Here is a 24,157-nt window from a genome sequence, read left to right as displayed (position 1 = left end):
ATGGCATCTGTTGGTAAAATCCTTCGCCGCACGTTCCTGATCGGTTCGGCTGCCGTTGTCGGTGGCGTTGCGTTTGGTGCGTATTACGTAACCCGCCCGGCAGCGAACCCGCTGAAACCGGCGGAAGGCGAAACCGCCCTCAGCCCGTTTATCCTGATTGATCAGCAGGGCGTGACCCTGTTCGCCCCGCGCGCCGAAATGGGACAGGGCGTGATGACCACCTGGGCCGCGCTGATCGCAGAAGAGCTGGACGTGGAGATGGACGATATCCGTGTTCTGCATGGTCCCGCTGCGGCGGCCTATTACAACTCGGCTTTGGTTGGCGAAGGTCTGCCAAACAAGGGGTATGACATCACCGATTTCCAGCACAATCTGGGGGAAGCCCTTGGTGTTGTGGGTAAAACTCTCAGCCTGCAGGTCACTGGCGGGTCAACCTCGATGCGAGACGGTTTTGAGCGTATGCGCGAGGCCGGGGCTACCGCGCGGGAAACACTGAAACAGGCGGCAGCAGATCGGTTGGGCGTTGACCGCGCGCAGTTGAAAACCCAAGCAGGGGCAGTGATTGCGACAGACGGCTCTCGCATCCCATATACCGAGCTGGCCGAAGCCGCGGGTCAAATCGACCCGCCCCATGTCGAACTGCGCGACCCGTCCAAGTGGCGGCTGCTGGGGCAAAACCTGCCGCGGGTGGACATAGTTGGGAAATCGACCGGCACGGCAGAGTTTGGCGTGGATGTGCGCCCCGAAGGTCTGAAATTCGCATCCTGCCGAGTGAACCCCAAGCTGGGCGGTGCAATGAACGGATTTGACGCCACCGCCGCCGAAACCATGCCCGGCGTGGAAAAAGTGGTCGATCTTGGCAATGGCGTGGCCGTGATCGCCAACAACACGTGGCTGGCTATTCAGGCAGTCGAAGCGATTGACGTGGACTGGGGCGATGCCCCCTACCCGCCGGAAACTGACCAGATTTTCGCAAAGATTGCCGAGGCGTTCGATGACGCGCCAAACACGACCCTGCGCGATGATGGCGACGTAGAAACTCTGCCCGAAGGCGCTACCGAGATCACTGCCGAATACCAGGTGCCCTATCTGGCGCATTCGACGATGGAGCCGATGAACGCCACCGCGTTGTTTACCGGCACCAAACTGGATATCTGGTGCGGCAATCAGGCCCCGACCTTTGTACAGCGCAAGGCCGCCAAGACCGCCAATCTGGACCGGGATGCCGTTGACGTACACACCACTTATATGGGTGGCGGATTTGGTCGGCGCGGCGAACTGGACTTTGCGGAAATCGCCACCAAGGTCGCGATGGCCATGCCCGGCGTCCCGGTTCAGACCACCTGGAGCCGTGAAGAGGACACCCGCCACGACTTCTACCGTCCCGGCGCGATTGCCCGGATGCGCGGCGCGGTCAAGGATGGCGCTGCAGTGCTGATTGATGGCAAGGTCGCGTCGCAGTCCAGCTCTCACCAGGTGGTTGGGCGCTATATGGATCTGCCCGGAGGTGGACCAGACAAGGTGATCGTCGAAGGGCTGTTCAACCAGCCTTACGCCGTGCCCAACTACCGCGTCAGCGGACATATCGCTGATCTGGACATTCCAGTCGGGTTCTGGCGCTCGGTCGGCAACAGCCACAACGGGTTCTTCCACGAGACGTTCATGGACGAAATGGCCCATGCCGCTGGCCGTGACCCGCTGGACTTCCGGCTGGAGCTGGCCATGGGGGAACATGCCCCCAGCGCAGGTGTCCTGCGGGCCGTCAAGGAAATGTCGGGTTGGACCGGCCAAACCCCCAACGGCGTCGGACGCGGCGTGGCGATGACCTACAGCTTCGGTACTCCGGTCGCGCAGGTGATCGAGGTGGTCGATGAAGACGGCACCATCCGCATCGCCAAGGCATGGATCGCCTGTGATGTCGGCCTCGCGCTGGACCCCGGCACGGTCGAGGCGCAGATGTTCGGCGGCATGATCTATGGGCTGTCCGCGGCCGTGATGGGCGAGATCACCTTCTCAGACGGTGAGGTCGAACAGCACAACTTCCCGGACTATGACGCCCTGCGGATGCATAACGCGCCCCAAACCGAAGTGCGCGTTCTTGAAACCAACCCCCGTTTGGGTGGCGTTGGTGAGCCGGGAACGCCTCCGTCCATGCCAGCACTTGGAAACGCGCTTTTCGACCTGACTGGTGAACGTGCACGGACGTTACCCCTGATCAATCAGTTCAACCTGCTGATTTGATCGCGTTGCGCCGGTCTGGTCCCTCTCTCCTGGACCGGCGCACGAACTAGGCGCTCTGCTGGATAAGGCTCGCGCCGGACCCTTCAGACCACGCGTGAACCGCAGCCCCGAACGCCTTGAACAACGGGCGTGACACGGGATCATTCTCGGCATCCCATTCCGGGTGCCATTGGACAGACAACGTAAACCCCGGCGCATCCTTGACATAGATCGCCTCCGGCGTCCCGTCGGGCGCATGGCCTTCGATCACGATCCGATGTCCAACGGTTTTGATGCCCTGTCCGTGCAACGTGTTCGTCATCACCTCACGCGCGCCCATAAGCCGGTGGAACACACCGCCTTCGGACAAGCTCACGATATGACGCAGCGCAAATTTCTCTTCAAGCGTTCCGTCCGGCGGCATGCGGTGGTTCATCCGGCCCGGCAACTCGCGGATCTCCGGATATAACGTGCCACCCATTGCCACGTTGACCTCTTGGAACCCTCGGCAGATGCCAAAGAATGGCTGGCCGCGTTCCACGCAGGCCCGCACCAGCGGCAAGGTGATCGCATCGCGCGCACGGTCAAATTCACCATGCGCTTCGGTTTCGGGTTCACCGTATTCTTCCGGGTGTACGTTGGGCCGACCTCCTGTCAGCAGGAAACCGTCGCACACCTCCAGCAATTCCTCGACCGAGACATAGCGCGGGTCAGCCGGGATCAGCAGCGGCAGGCAGCCCGACACGTTCGCCACCGCGTCCGAGTTCATCGTCCCGCCCGCATGGGTCGGGTACTCATCGTTCAAAAGGTAAGAGTTGCCGATGATACCGACGACGGGCCGAGACATTCCGCTTTCCCAATCTGTTGCGCGTTTCAGGAAAGCTATCCTCAGGGTCTAAAGCGTGCAATAGCACACCCCCTGTGTATCAGCGCAGGTACATGTTCAACACTGCACATTCGGGCACCTATCCAGGACCCTGCCCGTTTCCCCGGCATTCTGCGAACACCGCAGATCGGAGAGCCTTGGCGGCTCTCCGAAAAATTCATTCAATCAGACTTCGCCGATCAGACCGGCCGCCTCAATCCCGGCCATCGCCGCGATCGCATCATTGTCCGAGGTATCGCCGGTCACGCCGACAGCACCGATCACAGCGCCCTTCTTGTCGCGCAGCAACACGCCGCCCGGCACTGGCACAACCTGACCGCCATAAACGCCGTTCACAGCCGCCATGAAATAAGCTTGCGCCTCGGCCCGCGCCATCTGCGCGGTCCCCGCCATACCCAGCATGACCGAGCCATAAGCCTTGCCCTGCGCAATCGCAAAGCGTCCGGGCGCAGCACCGTCTTCGCGCTCAAACGCGATCACATGGCCACCAGCATCCAGAACAACAACCGACAGAGGTTTCAGTTCCAACTCGCGGCCCTTTTCCAAAGCCTTGCGCACGATCGTGCGTGCCTTGCGCAATGTAACAGCCATCCCTGATCCCTTTCATCTGGCTAAAAATATCTTCGGGGGAGCGCGAGGGGGCAGACAGCCCCCTCGTTCCCACCCTATCCAATCACACCAAGCTGGCTTTCAGTTCCAGACGGCGCGCGTGCAAAACCGGCTCAGTATAGCCCGAAGGCTGGACGCGGCCTTTGAACACCAGATCACACGCCGCCTGGAACGCCACGCCGTCAAAGCCGGGCGCCATCGGACGATACAGCGGATCACCTTCGTTCTGGCGGTCCACCACGGCAGCCATCTTCTGCATGGCGGCCATCACCTGTTCCTCGCTCACCACATCATGATGCAGCCAGTTGGCCAGCGCCTGAGACGAAATCCGGCAGGTCGCACGGTCTTCCATCAGGCCGATATCGTTGATGTCCGGCACTTTCGAACAGCCCACGCCTTGATCGACCCAACGCACCACATAACCCAGAATACCCTGCGCGTTATTCTCGATCTCGACAGTGATCTCATCATCGCTCAGGTTGCGGCCGCCCAACAGCGGTACGGTCAGCAGATCATCCAGCGTGCCGCGCGCTCCACCGGCGGCAAGCTCATCCTGACGGGCCAGAACGTCGACCTTGTGGTAGTGCGTGGCGTGCAGGGTCGCAGCGGTCGGCGACGGCACCCAAGCGCAGGTCGCGCCCGATTTCGGGTGACCGATCTTCTGATCAAGCATATCGCCCATACGGTCGGGCATCGCCCACATACCTTTACCGATCTGCGCCTTGCCCTTCAGACCACAGGCCAGACCGATATCGACATTGCGATCCTCATAGGATGCAATCCACGGCGTCGCCTTCATATCGCCCTTCGGCAGCATCGGACCCGCCTCGATCGAGGTATGGATCTCATCCCCGGTGCGATCCAGAAAGCCTGTGTTGATGAAGGCCACACGCGATTTCGCGGCGCGGATGCATTCTTTCAGGTTCGAGGACGTCCGGCGTTCCTCATCCATGATACCCAGCTTTACCGTGTTGCGCGGCAGACCGAGGATATCTTCAACCATGTCGAAAATCTCGACCGCAAAGGCAACTTCGGCGGGGCCGTGCATCTTGGGCTTCACAACATAAACCGAACCCTTGACCGAGTTTCCGCCCTCACGCTGCAGGTCATGCATCGCAATAAGCGTAGTGCAGAGCGCATCCATCAGGCCCTCACCGATCTCATTACCCTCGCCGTCTAGAACGGCCGGGTTGGTCATCAAGTGGCCCACATTTCGGATCAGCATCAGCGAGCGGCCTTTCAGCACGTCCCGCGCGCCGCCTGCGGTTGTATAGGTCAGATCGTCAGCCAGCTTCCGGGTGAAGGTGGTGCCGCCCTTGGTCACTTCTTCGGCCAGATCGCCCTTCATCAAGCCCAGCCAGTTGCCATAGGCGACAACCTTGTCCTCGGCATCCACACAGGCAACCGAGTCCTCGCAATCCATGATCGTGGACAACGCCGATTCCAGATAGACGTCCGCGATGCCAGCAGGGTCCTCCGCGCCAATGTTGCTAGAGGCATCGACGACGATTTTCACATGCAACCCGTTATTCTTCAGCAGCACAAAATCGGGTTTTTCGGCCGCTCCGCCAAAGCCCACAAACGCCGATGCATCGGCCAGCACAGGCTCCAGCGCGCTGCCTTCAACGCGCAGCTCGGACACATCGGCCCACGAGCCAGCGGCCAGCGGCACGGCATCATCCAAAAAGCCCTTGGCCCATGCAATCACACGCGCGCCACGCGCCTCGTCATAGCCACCGGCGGCTGGCAGATCGCCCATCGCGTCGGTTCCGTACAACGCATCATACAGGCTGCCCCAGCGCGCATTGGCGGCGTTCAGCGCGAACCGGGCGTTGGTGATTGGCACAACCAGCTGCGGACCGGGGGTCGCTGCAATCTCGGGATCGACATTGGCGGTTTCGATCTGGAAATCATCACCTTCCTCAACCAGATAGCCGATCTCACGCAGGAAGGCTTTGTAGGCGTCGGCGTCATGGTCCTGACCTTTGCGGTCCACGTGCCAGGTGTCCAACTGGCCCTGAATCTCTTCGCGCTTGGCGAGGAAGTCCCGGTTCTTCGGTCCCAGCTCGGCCACCATGCGCGACAGACCATCCCAGAACGTATCGGCGGTCACACCGGTTCCCGGCAGGGCTTTGCCCTCGATGAACTCGGCCAGAACCGTGTCGACCTGAAGTCCGCTGCGTGTCTGTCTGCTGGTCATGATCTTCCTCTCACCCATGTACGCCATTGTATGCAGTCAGCGTTTAGTGGGTAAGTTTCCGATAGGCAACGTGTGTCGTTACGTTCCGGTAAAAAAAACTTACCAAAATCACGCGCCACGCTGGACAAGGTCAGGCAGCACCGCTTGCAGCCCATCGCCTCAGATCATAACGTCGCGCCAGACACCAAATGAAGCGAGGTCCCGATGCGCGACGCTGCCCCCCAAACGATCTATCTGAAAGACTACACACCGTTCGGCTATATCGTGGACAGCGTGCATCTGACCTTTGATCTGGCCGCCCACGCGACCCGTGTGACCTCGCGCATTGCGTTCCGCCCGAACCCCGAAGCATCAGATCGCAATTTCTTTCTGCATGGCGAGGACCTGACCCTGATCCGCGCAGCGATTGATGGTGTGGAAATCACGCCCGAGATCACCGACAAGGGCCTGACCGCCCCCGCCCCCGACGCGCCCTTTATCTGGGAGGCCGAGGTTGAGATTGACCCCGGCAACAACACCGCGCTTGAGGGGCTTTATATGTCCAACGGCATGTATTGCACCCAGTGCGAGGCCGAAGGCTTCCGCAAGATCACCTATTACCCCGACCGCCCCGACGTGATGTCCACTTTCACCGTGCGCATCAATGGCGATCTGCCGGTGCTGCTGTCCAACGGCAACCCCAGCGGCAAGGGCGAGGGCTGGGCCGAATGGACCGACCCGTGGCCCAAGCCCGCTTATCTGTTCGCTCTGGTCGCGGGCGATCTGATTGCCCATCCCGGTCAGTTTACCACCTTGTCAGGTCGCGACGTCGAACTGAACCTTTGGGTCCGTCCCGGTGACGAAGGCAAATGCGCCTTTGGCATGGAGGCTCTCAAGAAGTCGATGAAATGGGATGAGGACGTCTATGGCCGCGAATATGATCTGGACGTGTTCAACATCGTGGCCGTGGATGATTTCAACATGGGCGCGATGGAGAATAAGGGGCTGAACATCTTCAACTCCTCCGCTGTGCTGGCCAGCCCCGAGACCTCGACCGATATGAATTTCGAGCGGATCGAAGCGATCATTGCTCATGAGTATTTCCACAACTGGACAGGCAACCGCATCACCTGCCGCGACTGGTTCCAACTGTGCCTGAAAGAGGGTTTGACAGTGTTTCGCGATGCGCAGTTCACGTCCGACATGCGCTCGGCCCCGGTCAAGCGCATCCACGACGCCATCGACCTGCGCGCGCGACAATTCCCCGAGGATAACGGGCCGTTGTCGCATCCCGTCCGGCCCGAGAGCTTTCAGGAGATCAACAATTTCTACACCGCCACCGTCTATGAAAAAGGTGCCGAAGTTATCGGAATGCTGAAACGGCTGGTCGGGGATGAGGCATACGCGAAAGCGTTGGACCTCTATTTCGACCGTCATGATGGGCAAGCCTGCACGATCGAAGACTGGATCAAGGTATTCGAGGATACGACGGGCCGCGATCTGAGCCAGTTCAAGCGCTGGTACAGCCAATCGGGGACTCCGCGCGTGACGGTTGCCGAGGATTGGGCGGACGGCACCTACACCCTGACCCTGTCGCAGCGCACCGACCCCACGCCGGGTCAGGTTGAGAAACTGCCGCAAGTGATCCCGGTGGCCGTCGGTCTGCTGGGCCCCAACGGAGATGAGGTTCGCGCGACCGAGGTGCTGGAACTGACCGAAGCCAGCCAGAAATTTACCTTCACCGACTTGGCGGCGCGGCCCACGGCCTCGGTCCTGCGGGATTTCTCGGCCCCCGTGATCCTTGAACAGGATCAAAGCAGCGCCCAGCGCGCCTTTCTGCTGGCCCATGACACCGACCCGTTCAACCGCTGGCAGGCTGGGCGGTCGCTGGCCGAGGAAACATTGTTGGCGATGATCCAAAACGGCGCGTCGCCCGATGCCGACTATCTGGACGGGCTGCTGGCCGTGCTGCGCGATCGCGATCTGGACCCGGCTTATCGCGCGCTGATGTTGGGCCTGCCGACGCAATCGGAACTGGCGGCAGCTCTGCACGAACGCGGTGAAACGCCGGATCCAATGGCGATCTGGACCGCCGTAGAAACCCTGCGGCAGGTGACCGCGCAGCATGTTCAGGACCTGTTGCCGCGTCTACACGGCGAAACCGTAATTGACGCGCCCTTTAACCCCGACGCCGAGCAATCAGGCAAGCGCGCGCTGGGTGGGGCGGCACTGGCGCTGACCTCGCGGCTGGACGGTGGAGCCAAGGCCGCAGAAGACTATAAATCCGCCAACAACATGACCCTGCAACTTTCCGCTCTGTCCTGCCTGCTGCGCGCGGGCAAAGGTGAGGCGGAACTGGCCGCCTTCTACGACCAGTGGCAGCATGACAGGCTGGTGATGGACAAATGGTTCGGCCTACAGGTTTCGCTGGCCGCGCCCGAAGCCACGGCAGATGTGGCGCGAAAGCTGACCGAGCACCCGGATTTCAACTGGAAAAACCCCAACCGCTTCCGTTCGGTCATGGGGGCGTTGGCGATGAACCACGCAGGGTTCCACCGGGCCGATGGTGCGGGCTATGCCTTGCTTGCGGACTGGTTGATCAAGCTGGACCCCGTCAACCCACAGACCACCGCAAGAATGTGTTCGGCCTTTCAGACATGGAAACGGTATGACTCAGGCCGTCAGGACCTGATCCGCACACATCTGAGGCGCATAGCCGATACTGCGGAATTGTCGCGTGATACGACCGAAATGGTCTCACGCATTCTGGGCGCATGACACCGTACACATATACACGTCACAACCGAACGCCCCGGACAGTCGTGATCCTGATCCTTGTATATGCGGCGTTGGTTTCGCTGGTGATCCTGTTCGAAGCCGTCTGGTGGCTGATTGGATTGCTGGCGCTGCCAACGCTGCCGGCCCTTTGGGACGTTGTGCGGGATACCAGCGCGGGTCTGTCGCTTGATCAGAACAAGCTGCATTGGTTCACCGGCAACCGCACAGCGGCGGTGACTCTGTCAGAAATTGACTATGTCCGTTTCGACACCCGCTGGGACTTTTCCGTGCGCGTTTCGTTGATTACGACCTCGGGAAAACGAGTTCGGTTGCCAGATGAGTCGATCCCTCCTCATACGGAGTTTGAGTCCATCCTCAAACAAGCCGGGTTCCGCGTGGAACGCCATCACTTCAGTGTATTTTGATGGCAATGCAGCGAAAAAAGTCTCACTGTTCACCAAATCGGTACAAAAAGCCCCCCAAATCTTGAATTTGATGCAAATTCCAGAGAAGCTTGGTTCCTACGTTACCAGTTTTTACAGTTCCGAGTTTCACCATGTTCCGGTTGTTCCGCACCTCTTCTTCCAGTTCACAGGCTTCTTCTCTGACGATGCCGCCCGACATGGCGTTTTCGCCCGAGGTCGCTGCGGCTTTGCCTGATCAGGGGCAACTGAACATCCCTGTCGCAGAGCTTCAGGCCGAAGATCTGGTGGGGCGCAAGACAATCGAAGCCGGGCGTCATCTGGCGCGTCAGGGGCGCTGGTCCGAGCTGTCCCGGCAAATGCGGGCCGCGGACGAGGCTCGGGACTCTGCGCCTGACGGTATGCCGATCGCAGACCTTCTGGCCTTTGGTGCCCGCGCCGACGTTGTTCTGGCGGTTGAGCACGCGCTTTCTGATTGGAAAGCGCTGTCTGACTATGACGTGCTGGGCGGCATTTCCGAACTGGAAGACGAAATGCGAGAACACGAAGGCGATCCGATGATCGCGCTGGTTGTTGCTCTTGCACATATTGATTTGGCCTGGGCCTGGCGCGGAACGTCTGCGGACGCCAAATTGCCGCCCCTGCACCAATCGCGCTGCGCTGCACATTTCGACCGGGCGGCGGCGATCCTTCCGAAATGCCGCGAGGCCGCACCCGAAAGCCCGCTGGTTGCCGCGGCCGACTGCGCTCTGCTGGCTGGACAACGTAAATCGAACATCCGCGTCGCCGACAAATACGAGCGTCTGATTACTTTGGACCCGCACAATCAGCGTCATATGCGTGCTATGGGCACGCACCTGCTGCCGCGTTGGTTCGGCAGCTATGAAGAGCTTGAGGTTCAGGCCCTGCGCAACGCCGCACGGACGCACGAGATTTGGGGCGCTGGCGGATATACCTGGGCGCAGTTCGACGCGATTGCCCTCGACCCAGAGGCATGTGCCCGGCTGGACGTGGAATATTTCCTGGAGGGGTTGCGTGACATCCTGCGCCAACGCCCTGATCAGGAAACCGTCAACATGCTGGCCGCTTACTGCGCCATCACCATTCAGAACGGGCGTGGCCTGAATGAGAAGGCTGATGAGGTGCGCGCGCAGATTCACGAGGCCGCAAACTGGCTGATCCGCGACCACATGACCGAGCTGCATCCGCTGATTTGGGCGCATGCTGCGAATGGGTTCAACAATTCGGTCCGCATCAACTCGCCCGAACGGTTTGCGGCGCGTGGTCACCGCGATGCCCTGCGTGCGATTGGCGATTTGTTCCGCGAAGAATTGCGCAGCGGCATGGACGTCACCTTTACGCCTTCGGGTCTGCACCTGTCAGGTCACTGATTCCCCCTTGCTCCTTTGGCGCAGCGCGCCTAATACGCAGGCTTAGACTTCTGCGGAAATAGAGGCGCGCCATGCTCGACCTGACATACGAAATGCCCAAAATCAAAACCATTGCCGGGGCCAAGCACGATTGGGAACTGGTGATCGGGATGGAGGTGCACGCTCAGGTCTCATCCAACGCCAAGCTGTTTTCCGGTGCCTCGACCCAATTCGGGGCCGAGCCAAACTCGAACGTGGCCTTTGTGGACGCGGCGATGCCGGGGATGCTGCCGGTGATCAACGAATACTGCGTGGAACAGGCGGTGCGCACCGGGCTGGGCCTGAAAGCGGATATCAACCTGAAATCGGCCTTTGACCGCAAGAATTACTTCTACCCCGACCTGCCGCAAGGATATCAGATTTCGCAGCTCTACCACCCCATCGTAGGCGAAGGTGAAGTGCTGGTCGAGATGGGCGACGGCACCGCGCGCATGGTCCGCATCGAACGTATCCATATGGAGCAGGACGCGGGCAAATCCATCCACGACATGGACCCGCATATGTCCTTCGTCGACCTGAACCGGACGGGCGTCTGCCTGATGGAGATCGTCAGCCGCCCCGACATCCGTGGCCCCGAAGAAGCCGCCGCCTATATCGCCAAGCTGCGCCAGATCATGCGGTATCTGGGCACCTGTGACGGGAACATGCAGAACGGCAACTTGCGGGCGGATGTGAACGTCTCAATCTGTTTGCCGGGTGCCTATGAGAAATATCAGGAAACGCAGGATTTCTCGCATCTGGGCACCCGCTGCGAGATCAAAAACATGAACTCGATGCGCTTTATCCAACAGGCCATTGAGGTCGAAGCCCGCCGTCAGATCGCCATTGTCGAAGGTGGTGGCACCGTCGATCAGGAAACCCGCCTGTATGATCCGGACAAGGGTGAAACCCGCTCGATGCGGTCCAAGGAAGAAGCGCATGACTACCGCTATTTCCCCGACCCGGATCTGCTGCCGCTTGAGATCGAGCAGGCGTGGGTCGACGACATCGCCGCCAAGCTACCCGAACTGCCCGACGCCAAGAAAGCGCGGTTCATCGAGGCGTTTGGCCTGACGGATTACGACGCCTCGGTTTTGACTGCCGAGGTGGAAAGCGCCGCGTATTTCGAAGAAGTCGCCAAGGGTCGCAATGGCAAACTGGCCGCGAACTGGGTGATCAACGAACTGTTCGGCCGGTTGAAGAAAGAAGACCACGACATCACGGACAGCCCGGTTTCGCCCGCGCAGTTGGGTGGGATCATCGACCTGATTTCCTCGGACGCGATCTCGGGCAAGATCGCCAAGGACCTGTTCGAGATCGTCTATACCGAAGGCGGCGACCCCGCGCAGATCGTCGAAGATCGCGGCATGAAACAGGTCACCGACACCGGCGCGATTGAGGCTGCGTTGGACGAGATCATCGCCGCCAACCCCGCGCAGGTCGAAAAGGCCAAGGTGAACCCAAAACTGGCGGGCTGGTTCGTCGGTCAGGTGATGAAAGCCACCGGCGGCAAGGCCAACCCCAAGGCTGTGAACGAGCTGGTGAGCAAGAAACTGGGCGGCTAAGTCATCGGAAATTCGTGCAAGGGCGGCATGGGGCATCCCCTCTGCCGCCTTTCTTTTGCGCTGTGCTGTGGCAACACACGCCGCAGACTGCGCGAAGATGACTTTCCCAATAGCCTCAACATGCTAGATTGCCGGGAACGAACAGGTAGGAAGATCCGATGCCGCGCTACGAATACAAAGTTGTCCCCGCCCCGCAAAAAGGCGGCAAGGCGAAAGGAGCCAAAACCGCCGAAGACCGGTTCGCGGCCTCGGTTGAACAGGTGCTGAACCAGATGGGGCAGGACGGCTGGGAATACCAGCGCGCGGAACTGCTGCCCAGCGAAGAGCGTTCGGGCCTGACCAGTTCCACCGTGAACTGGCGCAATGTTCTGGTCTTTCGACGCGAAATTGAAGTGGGCTTTGTCTCAACCCGTGGCCCAAGCGAAACGCCCGAGGGTGTGCCGCTGGCGCAGCCCTTGCCGGGACCTGAGGCCGTAGTTGCCCCAGCTCCGATCGCCGAAGAGGTAAAGGAACCGCCGCTGTCACTGAAAGGGGCAGAAGCCCCCGAGCCTCAGGAAAAACCTTAGCGGGGGTCGAACTTATCCGCAGCACGCCTGCCCTGCTTGGATCGGCGGGCATGGCACTGTTGCGTAAGAGCAGTAGACACAGCAATCACCTTCCAGCGGCTTCAGAACTTCACCACAGGATTTGCATTCGTAAAACCACTGGCACGCGTCTGTTGGCATGGTTTCCGTTTCGACATACCCGCAGGCGGGACACGTCAACGTCGATTCCAGTGTAACGATTGTCTCTTTGGCTTCCATCTCCCCCTCCTCAATAAACGAGCTGGCGCGGTCACTCACCAATATCCAGCGCCAGCGCGTGGATGCGCGGCACGATGTCTCCCAGCGCTTTATGGACCGCCCTGTGACGTGCGACGCGGGATTGTCCCTTGAAGGCCGTGGCGCGGATACGGACGTTGAAATGGCTCTCACCGCCGTCTTGATAGCCGGAATGCCCACGATGGCTTTCGCTGTCGTCGACCACCTCAAGCTCATGCGGATCAAAGGCAGCTTGCAGGCAGGTTCGGATTTCGTCAGTCACAGTCATTTTTACGCCTAGCGGCAAAAATTTTACCGCCCCCCTCTTCTACTTTCGGCTGCTTAGACTAAACTGCTGCCTCCGAGTCGAGAAGATGCGTTCTTAAGGATCACAGCATGACGAAATCAGACCCTTTCGGATTCGATATGTCCGTCTCCAACGCCAAGAAAAAGAACCCGCGCGGGCGTCGGGGGATGTCGGGCGCGTCTGAGACATCGGTGCGAATCTGCGACCACGAAGGCTGTGAAGAGGCGGGCAAATTCCGCGCGCCCAAAGCGCCGGACGTGCTGGACGATTTCTTCTGGTTCTGCCAGCAGCACGTGCGCGAATATAACCAGAAATGGAACTTCTTCGACGGCACGACCGAGGCTGAACTGAACGCGCAGCGATCCAAGGATAAAGTGTGGGAGCGCGAGACCAAGCCCATGGGCGACCCCGAAGCGCGCGCATGGGCCCGTTTGGGCATCGAAGACCCGCATCAGGTTCTGGGCGCGAACGCCACCAAGAACCCCGGCCGCACGTCGGGCGGTGGCGGCCGCCGTCTGCCCCCCACGGAACGCCGCGCGATTGAGATTCTGGAAGCCAATGACAGTTGGACCAAAGCCGAGGTGCGCAAGGCCTACAAGAAACTGATCAAGGTGCTGCACCCGGACATGAACGGCGGCGATCGCAGCCAGGAAGAACAGTTGCAAGAGGTCGTCTGGGCCTGGGATCAGATCAAGGACAGCCGGAACTTCAAATAATTCGGCAGATCGTCAGAACAAACCTTGCAATGCGCTGGCTTCGGCCCGCTTGAGGCAACGCAGCCGCGTTTGTTGCCTTGACCTGTTGCTTTCCAGTTCGGGAAACAGCGCAAGCAATTCGGCGACGTCCTCGCGCTGAAAGGACTTCAGCGCGCGATCCCCAAGAAACAGGCTTTCGCTGCGCAAACCGTGGGAAGTCAGAATGGCGTGTTCCTCGCAGGCGATGTGATAATACGTCACCGGCTTATCTGCTTGCACCTGATGAACCGTATCTCCGTTGACCAGATGAATGGCGGCACAAAATACGCTTTCTTCACCGAACAGCAATTCGGCCCGCCACCCCTCGAGAACGATCCGATGTTGCGGCGACACATATAGATCGCGGTTGGGCAATCCCGCACCCAACGCATCCCGTTGGATCCGCACTGGCCGGTACTTTGGCTGTAAATGCAAGGTCTGTGCAGTAAGGGTTCGCTGACCGATCCAGACAATGGGTAGAGATTGCCCCTCGGCCCCAAGAACCCAATCGCCGACTTTCAGGTCCTCTACCGCGCGTGAACCTTGATCTGTCTCGATCAACGTACCCGCGACAAAGCATGGCGGGTCCGTCGGATCGAGATCGCCCTGATCAATCTTCCAGTTGCCGGTTTGCATTGGGCCAGTCGGATTGTCGGTATCCCAAGCATAGATATTGCCGCCTACTTGGATAAATTCACCGGATTCCCCGGTTCCCCGATAGTTCCCCTGACCAAGATAGGTATAGGGCTGATAGGTCGCCCCCCCATCAAACGAGATTGTCTGGCCATCAATGATTGCAGTTTGCGTCGAGCTGCGAACGGAATAGTCGCCGATGCCATTGGTCCTGACATCATGAAGAAGCACGTCAAATGCCATGCACTGCACCCCTTGCCCGGTAGGGCCTCAAAACGGTCCAGCCATCGCCCGCCATAGCGCGACAATCAGAAGTGGGTTTGACCTTGGAAACCATGACCCCGCACTCAGTACTCTTTACAAAACCCTGCACATCGTGAGCTTAATCATCAACTCGCGCAAATCAAAGCAACATATTAACTGATTATTCGCATGATTGCCGCGGTGCTCTTCGACAATTGCTGGTTCATCCTGACAGAGGAGCGATTTTCAGACGTGCATGGGGCCGTGAATGAACGCAGCTAAACGAAGCCAGCAGCGACATGTCTCAGTGACGAAAAATACACGACTTTGCGGCCAACACCGAAGAAACACTCGCCTGCGTCACGACGCGGGCGGCTTTCCCTTGCCCTCACTCGTAAATTGTTGCACCACACACAGGGTCGGAGGCCCCTCGTGAGGCTGCGGTATCAGGATAAGGACGACAGGCATGGATTGGCCGATTGACGCAAACGCAAAACCATCAGAAGAGATTTCGGTTCGCGAAGTCTTCGGCATCGACACCGACATGCACGTCAAACGCTTCTACGAAGTGACCGAGCGGGTGCCCGAAGTTGATCCGACCTACAAGTTCGACCCTGAAACCACGCTGGCGATTTTGGCTGGATTTACCCACAACCGCCGGGTGATGATCCAAGGCTATCACGGCACGGGTAAATCGACGCATATCGAACAGGTCGCCGCGCGTCTGAACTGGCCCGCCGTGCGCGTGAACCTCGACAGCCACATCAGCCGGATTGACCTGATCGGTAAGGATGCGATCAAGCTGCGCGATGGCGTTCAAATCACTGAATTCAGCGAAGGTATCCTGCCTTGGGCCCTGCGCAATCCGGTTGCGATCGTGTTCGACGAATACGACGCCGGGCGTGCGGACGTGATGTTTGTGCTGCAGCGCGTGCTGGAAGCCAACGGCAGCCTGACCCTGCTGGACCAGAACGAGATTCTGACGCCGCACCGGTATTTCCGTATGTTCGCCACCGCCAACACTGTTGGTCTGGGCGACACGACGGGCCTGTATCACGGTACCCAGCAGATCAACCAGGCCCAGATGGACCGCTGGTCTCTGGTCGCAACGCTGAACTACCTCAGCCACGACGCCGAGACGATGATCGTTCTGTCCAAGGCGCCGCACTATAACACGGCAGAAGGGCGCAAGATCGTCAGCCAGATGGTCACCGTTGCAGACCTGACGCGAACCGCATTCATGAACGGCGATCTGTCGACCGTCATGAGCCCCCGAACCGTCATCAACTGGGCGCAGAACGCCGAGATTTTCCGCAATGTCGGCTACGCGTTCCGCCTGTCCTTCCTGAACAAGTGTGATGAGCTGGAGCGCCAGACGGTCGCGGAATTCTACCAGCGCTGCTTTGACGAGGAACTCCCGGAAAGCGCGGCAAACGCCTCGTTGGGATAAGTCGTAGATGTTGTTCCGATCTGACCCGTGCCCGACCACCGGGCTCGGTGTCTTTGAAGGAATAGTCGACCGGATCATTGTCCTGAGCCTTCCCGAGGCTCAGGAGCGTCGCGATCGTATCCCCTCTCATCTGGCAGAGTTCGGGATCACCTCATTTGAATGGCACGACGCTTTTACGCCGGATCATCCAGCCGTTCAGTCGCTCTATGAAGAACAGCGCATAGCGACCTTCCCGCCGTGTTTTCGGTGCGGGAAGGATGATTGCGATTGCCCCAATAACGTGCTGATTCCTCAGCAGGTCGCAAACTTTGCCAGTCACTTGGACATATGGCGGCTGACCAGCCAGCAGGACGGTCGGGTTCTCGTGATGGAAGATGATATTGTGCTGCACCCGTGGACGTCGCGTGTCTTGCGAAGGCTCTGGCACGGAATCGAGCGTGGAAACATCGACTTCACCCCAAGATCAACAATGATGTTGCGACTTGGGTGGGCATTGTCCAAGGATCATGGCCGTTTCAAGCGGTTCCGCACAAATCACAAGGTCAGAATGTCGAACCCGTGTTATGCGCTCACTCCGGGGTTTGCCGCAAAGCTTATTGATCGCTTCGACCGCGTGGACACGACATCGGATGTGTTTTTGCATGACCAAGTAGCGACGCCAGAGGATTCGCTCACGATATTTCCGCCCGTTGCATCCGATTTGTCTTGGTCCGAAGGCGCAACGGATTCCTATATTCACCCCAAGAAAAACCGCTTGGAATACCTGAAGAAACACAAGCGGGACACGGAACTGGCCGAGTTTGAGCGTCGGTTGAAGCAACATGTTCAACATGTCTATCAACGACCAATTCTATGTGTTGGTCATCCCCGAACCGGAACCGGATTCGTGGCCGAACTCTGTACCAAATCTGGTCTGGATGTCGGCCACGAAGCTGACGGACAAGACGGCATTAGTTCGTGGATGTTTGCGGTGGACGCGGCGGAAAACCCTTGGGCCGCTGACCCTGTTGCCCAAACGCGCAAGGCCCTGAAGTGGCAGTTCATGATCCAAACGGTTCGGGATCCGGCAACCGCCATTCCCTCGATTATCCGCGAAAACGAACATGCCCCCGCCTCGTACGAGTTTCGCCGCACGCATATTCTGGCGGAAACCGGGATTGATCTGAACAGTTTTGAGACGGATATCGAACGGGCCATCGCGTCGCTTTGCTTGTGGGCGACCATCATTCGCGGGCAGAACCCGGACTTTGTATTCCGAATTGAAACCGACTCTGAGGCCCTGATCGACTTTCTTCAGGACAAAGGTTTCAAGGTTCACAAAGACAATCTGGATGTCGGCCCTGTAAACGCCGAGAAGCTCTATAAGGGCAAGCACCACGACAAACCTCAGATAGACGCGAAACAGTGGGAAAAGATCGGCCCACAGGCCCGGGCGCTTCTGAATGAATACTGTGAGGAATATGGCTACAGCTCACCCGTGGGTGCGATGTAGTCAGCGTTTCAGCCTAATCGAACTCTGGCTTAGCGCGCCCATAGGTCAGACCCATATATCGTCAGTTTCGGGATCATACGCCCCAATGTTGTGTATTGATCACATAAACCGATGTAATTTGTATAATTAACGTATATACAATAAATATCCATGCTATAGTCATTGCATGTCGTGTTTCCGATATTTTTCAGTTGTGACCACGGTTGCCGTCTTGTTGGCCTCGCCGGTTCTGGCCCTTCCAACTGGTTCTTCTGACCGGGCCGAGTTATTTGCGGTATGTTCAGGGCGGCTCGAAGCATTGGCCGCGCGTCAAAAGGCCCGTTTGGGTGAAACGGCGGGTTCGGCAGAAACGCTTCATAATCAATTCGACCTGATGCTCGAAGCGGTCTTGCCATGGGCGCTGTCAGAAGGTGTTGAAGAGCATCAGCCCAAACGCTGGCGTGTGCGGGGCTGGGTTGAGGTTGCGTATCTGTTGGCCGATATGGATTACAGCTTTGATGCTCGGATCGCTGCGGGGGCTGAACGGCAGTTGGAACACCGGATATCCGAGTGCCGCGCCGTCCTGTTGTAGCTCAGTTTGTGTGAAAACAGGGCTGGCCCTATGGTCAAGACCCCGGAATGGTTCTAGGTTGCCGGGACAGAACAAGACCGGACCTGCCGCCGATGAGCAAACCAAACGATAACCCCGCTGATCCGTTCAAGAAAGCTTTGGCCGAAGCCACGAAAGTGATGGCTGATGACCCCGAGCTGAACGTCTCATACACGGTCGATCCGTCGGGCATGTCGGGTGAATCGATGCGCCTGCCACAAGTCAGCCGCCGCATGACGCGCGAAGAGGTGCTGCTGGCACGCGGAACCGCAGACGCTTTGGCGCTGCAACGCAAGTACCACGATGACGCAACGCACGCACGCTATGCCCCTCCGGGGGATATGGCGCGGGACCTGTACGAAGCGATGGAGACCGCCCGATGCGAGGCGATGGGTGCGCGGGACATGCCCGGCACCGCGTCCAATATCGACGTGAAAATTGAACATGAGGCGATCCGCCGTGGGTACGATCAGTGCAAGCAACCCGCCGATGCGCCCTTGTCGGTTGCAGCAGGGTACCTGATCCGCCATCTGGCCACTGGTCGCGACCTGCCCCCGGCAGCCGAGAACATCATGACCCTCTGGCGCGGGTTTATCGAAGAACAGGCTGGCGGCACGCTTGAAAGCCTCGATGAAATCCTCTCGGATCAGGCAGAGTTTGCGAAGTTTGCCCGCCAGATGATCAAGGACCTGGGATACGGCGACCAGTTGGGGGATGACCCTGACGAATTGGACGACGAGCAGGAAGATCAGGCCGAGGACGACGCAGAAGAACAGCCCGACCCGGATAGTACCGGTCAGGACGATCAGGATGAGCAGGATGCTGATGCCACCCCTGAGCAATCCCAGGAGGAGCAGCAGGATCAGTCGCAGGCCCAAGTCTCGATGGACGAGATGGCCGACGAAGAGATGGGCGAAGAGGCCGAGATGCCCGAAGGCGAAGCCCCGCTAGAGCCGCCTGCCCCGCCGCCTGCGTCCGAGGCGGACCCTGATTACAAAGTCTACCTGAATACCTTCGACGAAGAGATCGAGGCCGAGGATTTGGCCGAACCCGCCGAACTGGAACGGCTGCGCGCCTATCTCGATCAACAGCTTGAACCGCTGAAGGGTGCGGTTAGCCGTCTGGCCAACAAGCTGCAACGCCGCCTTCAGGCACAGCAAAACCGGTCGTGGGAATTCGACCGCGAAGAAGGCATTCTGGATGCCGGACGTCTGGCGCGTGTCATCGCGAACCCGACGACTCCGCTCAGCTTCAAAGTCGAGAAGGATACCGAGTTCCGCGATACCGTCGTGACGCTGTTGCTGGATAACTCGGGGTCGATGCGTGGGCGTCCGATCTCGATCGCGGCAATCTGCGCCGATGTTCTGGCGCGTACACTTGAACGCTGCAACGTAAAGGTCGAAATTCTGGGCTTCACCACCCGCGCCTGGAAGGGTGGTCAGGCGCGCGAGGCATGGCTGAACGACGGCCGCCCCCAGCAGCCCGGCCGACTGAACGACCTTCGCCATATTATCTACAAGGGCGCAGATGCTCCGTGGCGTCGCGCGCGCCCCAATCTGGGCCTGATGATGAAAGAAGGGCTGCTGAAGGAAAACATCGACGGCGAAGCGTTGGAATGGGCGCATCGACGGATGATGGCCCGGCGCGAACAGCGCAAGATCTTGATGGTGATTTCGGACGGTGCGCCTGTCGATGATTCAACACTCAGCGTTAACCCCGCGAATTATCTGGAAAAACACCTGCGTGACGTGATTGCAATGGTTGAGAAGCGCAAGATGGTCGAACTGCTGGCCATCGGGATCGGCCATGATGTGACGCGGTATTACGACCGCGCGGTCACAATTACGGATGTCGAGCAACTGGCCGGTGCAATGACCGAACAACTGGCCGCACTGTTTGACAGCGACCCAAGGGCACGCGCAAGGGTCATGGGGATGAGGAAAGCAGGCTAAAGCGCCGAATCCTATAACAAAACGGAGTGCACTCCGATCTGAACGAGGTGAGACATGTTTCAATCCTTTGCCGTGACCGCACGTCCGGAACAGGGCCCTCCGCGCTTGGCCGCGTTACGGGCCGAGTTTGCGCAAGAGGGGTTGGATGGGTTCCTGATCCCGCGCGCGGACGCGCATCAGGGCGAATATGTTGCCCCCCGGGACGAACGTCTGGCGTGGTTGACCGGATTTACCGGGTCCGCCGGGTTTTGTGTTGCCCTGTCGGACATCGCGGGTGTGTTTGTTGACGGACGCTACCGCACTCAGGTCAAGGCTCAGGTCGCATCCGATTACACTCCGGTGCCGTGGCCCGAAGTTGGGTTGACTGAATGGTTGAAGGAACAACTGCCCAATGGGGGAAAAGTTGGCTTTGACCCTTGGCTGCACGCCGCCGGGCAGATCTCAGCCGCTCAGAAAGAGTTGTCCGGCAGCAGCATCGAACTGGTGCGCAGCCCCAATTTCGTCGACCGTATCTGGAGCGACCAACCAGAACCGCCGCTCAACCCCGTCAAAGCGCATCCGTTGGACTTTGCCGGTGAAACCACAAAGAGTAAAATCACGCGCCTTGCCAAAGACCTGCGCGATGCAGGATGCTCGGCCGCTGTGATTACCCTGCCGGACTCGATCATGTGGCTGCTGAACATTCGCGGCTCAGATATCGGCTACAACCCTGTGGCACACGGGTTCGCGATCCTACATGCTGATGGGCTGGTGGATCTGTTCATGGCCAAGGAGAAACTGGTCATTCCTCTGGGTGACAGGGTGAATATCCACGAGCCGAACGCGTTCTTGGACAACCTCGCTGCGCTTGAAGGCAAGGTACAGGTCGATCTGAGCACGCTGCCCCAAGCCGTGGCAGATGTCTTGCAAGACCGGATGGTCGACGGCGGCGACCCGTGCGCCCTGCCCAAGGCCTGCAAGAACTCGGCTGAAATCGCCGGCAGCGCCGAGGCGCATTTGCGCGACGCTGTTGCGGTTGTCGAAACCCTGTGCTGGCTGGATGCACAGCCCCCCGGCACAGTGGCCGAAACCCAAGTCGTCACCCGGCTGGAAGAAAACCGGCGCAGGGATAATGCACTTCAGGACATCTCGTTCGACACGATCGCCGGAACCGGCCCGAACGGTGCGATCATGCACTATCGGGTAACCGAAGAAACCGACAGCGTGTTGAACGACGGGCACATACTGGTTCTGGACAGCGGCGGCCAATATTTGGACGGCACCACGGACATCACCCGAACCATCGCCATCGGAAAGGTGGGCGATGAGGAAAAAGCCTGCTTTACTCGCGTGTTGAAGGGCATGATTAACATGTCCATGCTGCGCTGGCCCGTCGGTTTGGCCGGGCGTGACATCGAATGCATCGCGCGGGCACCGCTTTGGGCGGCGGGGCAGGATTTCAACCATGGCGTCGGCCATGGAGTCGGGGCGTATCTAAGCGTTCACGAAGGCCCACAGCGGCTATCGCGTGTCAGCTCAGTCCCACTGCAACCCGGCATGATCCTGTCAAACGAACCGGGTTATTATCGCGAGGGTGCCTTCGGAATCCGGATCGAAAATCTGGTGGTCGTACAGGAGGCGCCTGCCCTGCCCAGTGGTGATACCGAACGCGCGATGCTGAACTGGCGTACTCTGACCTTTGTCCCGATTGACCGGCGGCTGATCGTGGTTGAGATGCTTACCACCGACGAGCGCGATTGGCTGAACGCCTATCACCGCGACGTTGCGGAAAAAATCCGGCCAAGGCTGGGCGCGGAGGCGCAACTGTGGTTGGATGCCGCAACCAGTCCGGTCTGACACCGGACTGTTACAAACACCGGGCAGAGGAGAGGCCCAGAAAAAAGGGAAGGAACAGGCATGACCGAGATCACAATCCGCAAAGCGCCGGGAAAGTGGAGCGTCCGCTCCGGCGGTGCAGTCCTTGGTGAAAGCACAAATGCGCTGGAGCTTTTGGAGGGTGATCTGGAACCTGTAATTTACTTCCCACGGTCAGACATTGCGATGGCGTTTCTGGATCGCACCGACAAACGCACGCATTGCCCGCACAAGGGCGATGCCGCCCACTTTTCGATCGTGAACAAATCCTCTGTCACGGAAAACGCGGCGTGGAGCTATGAAGACCCGATCCCCGCAGTCGCCGAAATCAAGGGATACGTTGCCTTTTACCGGATCGAGTCGGTCAAGGTCGAACAGATCTAAATCGCTTCTTTTACTGCCTCAACTGCCGCCATGTCATGGCGAACACGCCCGTACGCTTGCGCCATTGACGTCAATGTGTGCGGAGGGCAGCCAATCTCGGGCAGGCAAGATGCGTCGATCACGCGGACCTTCCCATTGAAAGCAGATCGCACGACCTGATCCACGGGCTCATGCTGCTGCCCAAGGGTCAACCTGTGGTAATGAAACCCTTGCCCGGGATCGGTGATACCCAAGGCGCCGCGCACGCCATGAGAGGCGAGCCAGTCGAGAAGATGTTGCAAGTTTTCGTCCCTATCCGGGTTCGGCGTCTGTATCGCTTCTATCCGGTCCTGCCCCGGCAGATGGTGAAACTGCACCAGCGTTTTTGGTGTCCAAATTCGCACTGGCTGTACAAAATCAATAATGCGCCCAATGCGCCGACCGCGGAAATGCGGACCCAAGCCGAACCGGGTCGTCAGCATGCTCAGCGGGGCTTGGGACACCGTGTAGACCGAGGCGAACAGCTTACAAAGCCCGTCTTGTTTCCACTTGAGCGTCAGCGCGTTGAAATTCCCCCGGTTCGTATAGCTGCGCGGCGATCCCAGCACACGGCCAAGCCTGAGGCAGTTGATCGTATAGGGTGCATGGTCGCGAAATCTGATCTCGGTCGCTGCTTGCAGGCTGCGCGCCAGCAGGGTTGCCGTGCCAAGGACACCGGCAGCCAGAAACACGCGACGGGCCTTGATCCGGGTGCCGTCGTCAAGCTCCAACCGCACCAGTTCCTGTTCGGTTTCAATACGCTGCACGCGACCGTTGCGGATTTCGACATCCGACATCTGACGCAAGCGTTGTTCCACCGCATTTGCCATAGCGCGCAGTCCGGACCCCGGTTTTTCCTTGGTGCCCGTCAAAAGGCGCGGTGCGCTTTTCTCAAACCCGTTTTCCAGTGACTGCCGCCGAACTCCGCCAACTACCTCGAAATCGGATTGAACGGCTTCACACGCGTCACGATATGCCCTCCAATTTTCCAGGAAGCGTCCCTGCCCCCAAGGGTCATCCCGGTCGTAGACCTGAAGCTGCTTTCCCCAGTAATTGGCCAAACCACCAACTTCTGCGGCAACAAACATAGGAGGGGCATCTCCGGACACAGCCGTTCGTTCGGCCAGATACGCGGGCTCGCGCCGTTCATAGGCGACCGAAACGATCTTGGCCGGTCCACCCTCAAAGGGTTTGGACGTGGCACCCGTGACAACAACCAACGACCCGGAAAAACCTCGCATCGCGGTCAGGGCGGCATAACCTGCGGGACCAGCGCCGATCAGGGCGGCATCAAAAACCCGCATGGCACGACCCTTTTTTGCAAGACGCCAAGTTCAAAACCGGATTTCTATCCCGACAATTCACCGGAACGTGGGCGTGAACCAAGGGCTGCTCTGCGCGTCTTAACGCGGCGGCGTGGAATATTGCGCACTTCAACAAGCGATCCTTGACCCGATTTCTGTCGGGCAACCGCAAAAGCGCCGAACACCACGCGCGCGCGTGGAGTGTTGTGTAATTCAAAGAACACAAAGCGAGACGCAGTAAAAACATAGTAAATTGCCCCCAAATCTCATGAGCCTTGGTGCAAGTTCGTATTTTTGTCGTCTAGTCGTTTGAAATTACGTGTATTTGT

At 59.1% G+C, this 24,157-nt stretch carries 20 protein-coding genes; 13 read left to right on the top strand and 7 right to left on the bottom strand.

Features of this window, described 5'->3' with window-relative positions:
* Nucleotides 1-2,241 carry a xanthine dehydrogenase family protein molybdopterin-binding subunit gene (locus ACR0MS_RS11435; protein ID WP_480572002.1) on the top strand — a complete coding sequence of 747 codons (2,241 nt, stop codon included), beginning with the start codon at nucleotides 1-3 and terminating at the stop codon, nucleotides 2,239-2,241.
* Nucleotides 2,242-2,287: 46 nt separating this feature from the next.
* Here ACR0MS_RS11435 and ACR0MS_RS11430 read toward each other — a convergent pair whose 3' ends face one another.
* The 3 genes from ACR0MS_RS11430 to ACR0MS_RS11420 all read right to left on the bottom strand — a co-directional run bounded on the left by ACR0MS_RS11430 (nucleotide 2,288) and on the right by ACR0MS_RS11420 (nucleotide 5,915).
* The gene (locus tag ACR0MS_RS11430) at nucleotides 2,288-3,067 is read right to left on the bottom strand and encodes a gamma-glutamyl-gamma-aminobutyrate hydrolase family protein (RefSeq protein ID WP_480572005.1); all 780 of its coding nucleotides are present in this window, start codon (nucleotides 3,065-3,067) and stop codon (nucleotides 2,288-2,290) included.
* 204 nt (nucleotides 3,068-3,271) lie between these two features.
* Nucleotides 3,272-3,697 (bottom strand): GlcG/HbpS family heme-binding protein, encoded by a 426-nt coding sequence (locus tag ACR0MS_RS11425; RefSeq protein ID WP_480572008.1) that lies wholly within the window; start codon nucleotides 3,695-3,697, stop codon nucleotides 3,272-3,274.
* Between the two features lie 82 nt (nucleotides 3,698-3,779).
* A complete protein-coding gene (locus ACR0MS_RS11420) occupies nucleotides 3,780-5,915 on the bottom strand; it encodes a malate synthase G (protein ID WP_480572011.1) in 2,136 nt (711 codons plus the stop codon).
* 204 nt (nucleotides 5,916-6,119) lie between these two features.
* Between ACR0MS_RS11420 and pepN the strand changes: the two genes are divergently transcribed.
* The 5 genes from pepN (at nucleotide 6,120) to ACR0MS_RS11395 (ending at nucleotide 12,634) form a co-directional block, all read left to right on the top strand.
* Nucleotides 6,120-8,672 (top strand): aminopeptidase N, encoded by a 2,553-nt coding sequence (gene pepN, locus ACR0MS_RS11415; RefSeq protein ID WP_480572014.1) that lies wholly within the window; start codon nucleotides 6,120-6,122, stop codon nucleotides 8,670-8,672.
* The gene (locus tag ACR0MS_RS11410) at nucleotides 8,669-9,097 is read left to right on the top strand and encodes a hypothetical protein (RefSeq protein WP_480572017.1); all 429 of its coding nucleotides are present in this window, start codon (nucleotides 8,669-8,671) and stop codon (nucleotides 9,095-9,097) included. The genes pepN and ACR0MS_RS11410 overlap by 4 nt, the downstream gene beginning before the upstream one ends.
* Nucleotides 9,098-9,228: 131 nt before the next feature.
* Nucleotides 9,229-10,485 carry a hypothetical protein gene (locus ACR0MS_RS11405; protein WP_480572020.1) on the top strand — a complete coding sequence of 419 codons (1,257 nt, stop codon included), beginning with the start codon at nucleotides 9,229-9,231 and terminating at the stop codon, nucleotides 10,483-10,485.
* A gap of 71 nt (nucleotides 10,486-10,556) precedes the next feature.
* Nucleotides 10,557-12,068, top strand: coding sequence for an Asp-tRNA(Asn)/Glu-tRNA(Gln) amidotransferase subunit GatB (gatB, locus tag ACR0MS_RS11400; RefSeq protein ID WP_480572023.1), 1,512 nt, complete (start codon nucleotides 10,557-10,559; stop codon nucleotides 12,066-12,068).
* A 158-nt stretch (nucleotides 12,069-12,226) separates the two neighbouring features.
* A complete protein-coding gene (locus ACR0MS_RS11395) occupies nucleotides 12,227-12,634 on the top strand; it encodes a DUF4177 domain-containing protein (RefSeq protein ID WP_480572025.1) in 408 nt (135 codons plus the stop codon).
* Nucleotides 12,635-12,646: 12 nt separating this feature from the next.
* On the opposite strand, the gene ACR0MS_RS11390 is transcribed toward ACR0MS_RS11395, so the two are convergent.
* Entirely contained in the window at nucleotides 12,647-12,871 is a 225-nt protein-coding gene (locus ACR0MS_RS11390) for a GDCCVxC domain-containing (seleno)protein (RefSeq protein ID WP_480572028.1), read from the bottom strand.
* Nucleotides 12,872-12,902: 31 nt separating this feature from the next.
* The gene (locus ACR0MS_RS11385) at nucleotides 12,903-13,157 is read right to left on the bottom strand and encodes a BolA family protein (RefSeq protein WP_480572031.1); all 255 of its coding nucleotides are present in this window, start codon (nucleotides 13,155-13,157) and stop codon (nucleotides 12,903-12,905) included.
* A 107-nt stretch (nucleotides 13,158-13,264) separates the two neighbouring features.
* On the opposite strand from ACR0MS_RS11385, the gene ACR0MS_RS11380 reads away from it, so the two are divergent.
* Entirely contained in the window at nucleotides 13,265-13,891 is a 627-nt protein-coding gene (locus ACR0MS_RS11380; protein ID WP_171122553.1) for a J domain-containing protein, read from the top strand.
* A 12-nt stretch (nucleotides 13,892-13,903) separates the two neighbouring features.
* Here ACR0MS_RS11380 and ACR0MS_RS11375 read toward each other — a convergent pair whose 3' ends face one another.
* The gene (locus ACR0MS_RS11375) at nucleotides 13,904-14,785 is read right to left on the bottom strand and encodes a Hint domain-containing protein (protein WP_480572034.1); all 882 of its coding nucleotides are present in this window, start codon (nucleotides 14,783-14,785) and stop codon (nucleotides 13,904-13,906) included.
* Nucleotides 14,786-15,251: 466 nt separating this feature from the next.
* Between ACR0MS_RS11375 and cobS the strand changes: the two genes are divergently transcribed.
* The 6 genes from cobS (at nucleotide 15,252) to ACR0MS_RS11345 (ending at nucleotide 22,506) form a co-directional block, all read left to right on the top strand.
* Nucleotides 15,252-16,235, top strand: coding sequence for a cobaltochelatase subunit CobS (cobS, locus tag ACR0MS_RS11370; RefSeq protein WP_480572037.1), 984 nt, complete (start codon nucleotides 15,252-15,254; stop codon nucleotides 16,233-16,235).
* 7 nt (nucleotides 16,236-16,242) lie between these two features.
* Nucleotides 16,243-17,727: a glycosyltransferase family 25 protein gene (locus tag ACR0MS_RS11365; RefSeq protein ID WP_480572040.1), complete on the top strand. Its 1,485-nt coding sequence runs from the start codon at nucleotides 16,243-16,245 to the stop codon at nucleotides 17,725-17,727.
* Between the two features lie 193 nt (nucleotides 17,728-17,920).
* Nucleotides 17,921-18,298 carry a hypothetical protein gene (locus tag ACR0MS_RS11360; RefSeq protein WP_480572042.1) on the top strand — a complete coding sequence of 126 codons (378 nt, stop codon included), beginning with the start codon at nucleotides 17,921-17,923 and terminating at the stop codon, nucleotides 18,296-18,298.
* A 92-nt stretch (nucleotides 18,299-18,390) separates the two neighbouring features.
* Complete coding sequence (gene cobT / locus ACR0MS_RS11355; RefSeq protein WP_480572045.1) at nucleotides 18,391-20,268, top strand: cobaltochelatase subunit CobT; 1,878 nt, start codon at nucleotides 18,391-18,393, stop codon at nucleotides 20,266-20,268.
* Nucleotides 20,269-20,322: 54 nt separating this feature from the next.
* On the top strand, nucleotides 20,323-22,104 hold the full coding sequence (locus tag ACR0MS_RS11350; RefSeq protein ID WP_480572048.1) for an aminopeptidase P family protein: 1,782 nt from the start codon (nucleotides 20,323-20,325) through the stop codon (nucleotides 22,102-22,104).
* 60 nt (nucleotides 22,105-22,164) lie between these two features.
* Nucleotides 22,165-22,506, top strand: a complete 342-nt coding sequence (locus ACR0MS_RS11345) for a DUF427 domain-containing protein (RefSeq protein WP_480572051.1) — start codon at nucleotides 22,165-22,167, stop codon at nucleotides 22,504-22,506.
* On the opposite strand, the gene ACR0MS_RS11340 is transcribed toward ACR0MS_RS11345, so the two are convergent.
* The gene (locus ACR0MS_RS11340; RefSeq protein ID WP_480572054.1) at nucleotides 22,503-23,828 is read right to left on the bottom strand and encodes an NAD(P)/FAD-dependent oxidoreductase; all 1,326 of its coding nucleotides are present in this window, start codon (nucleotides 23,826-23,828) and stop codon (nucleotides 22,503-22,505) included. The genes ACR0MS_RS11345 and ACR0MS_RS11340 overlap by 4 nt on opposite strands.
* Nucleotides 23,829-24,157: the final 329 nt, after the last annotated feature.

The sequence above is a fragment of the Ruegeria sp. CJ2 genome (assembly GCF_056536745.1).
The sequence above is the reverse complement of the archived record's forward strand: the minus strand, read 5'-3'. Positions and strand labels throughout refer to the sequence as shown.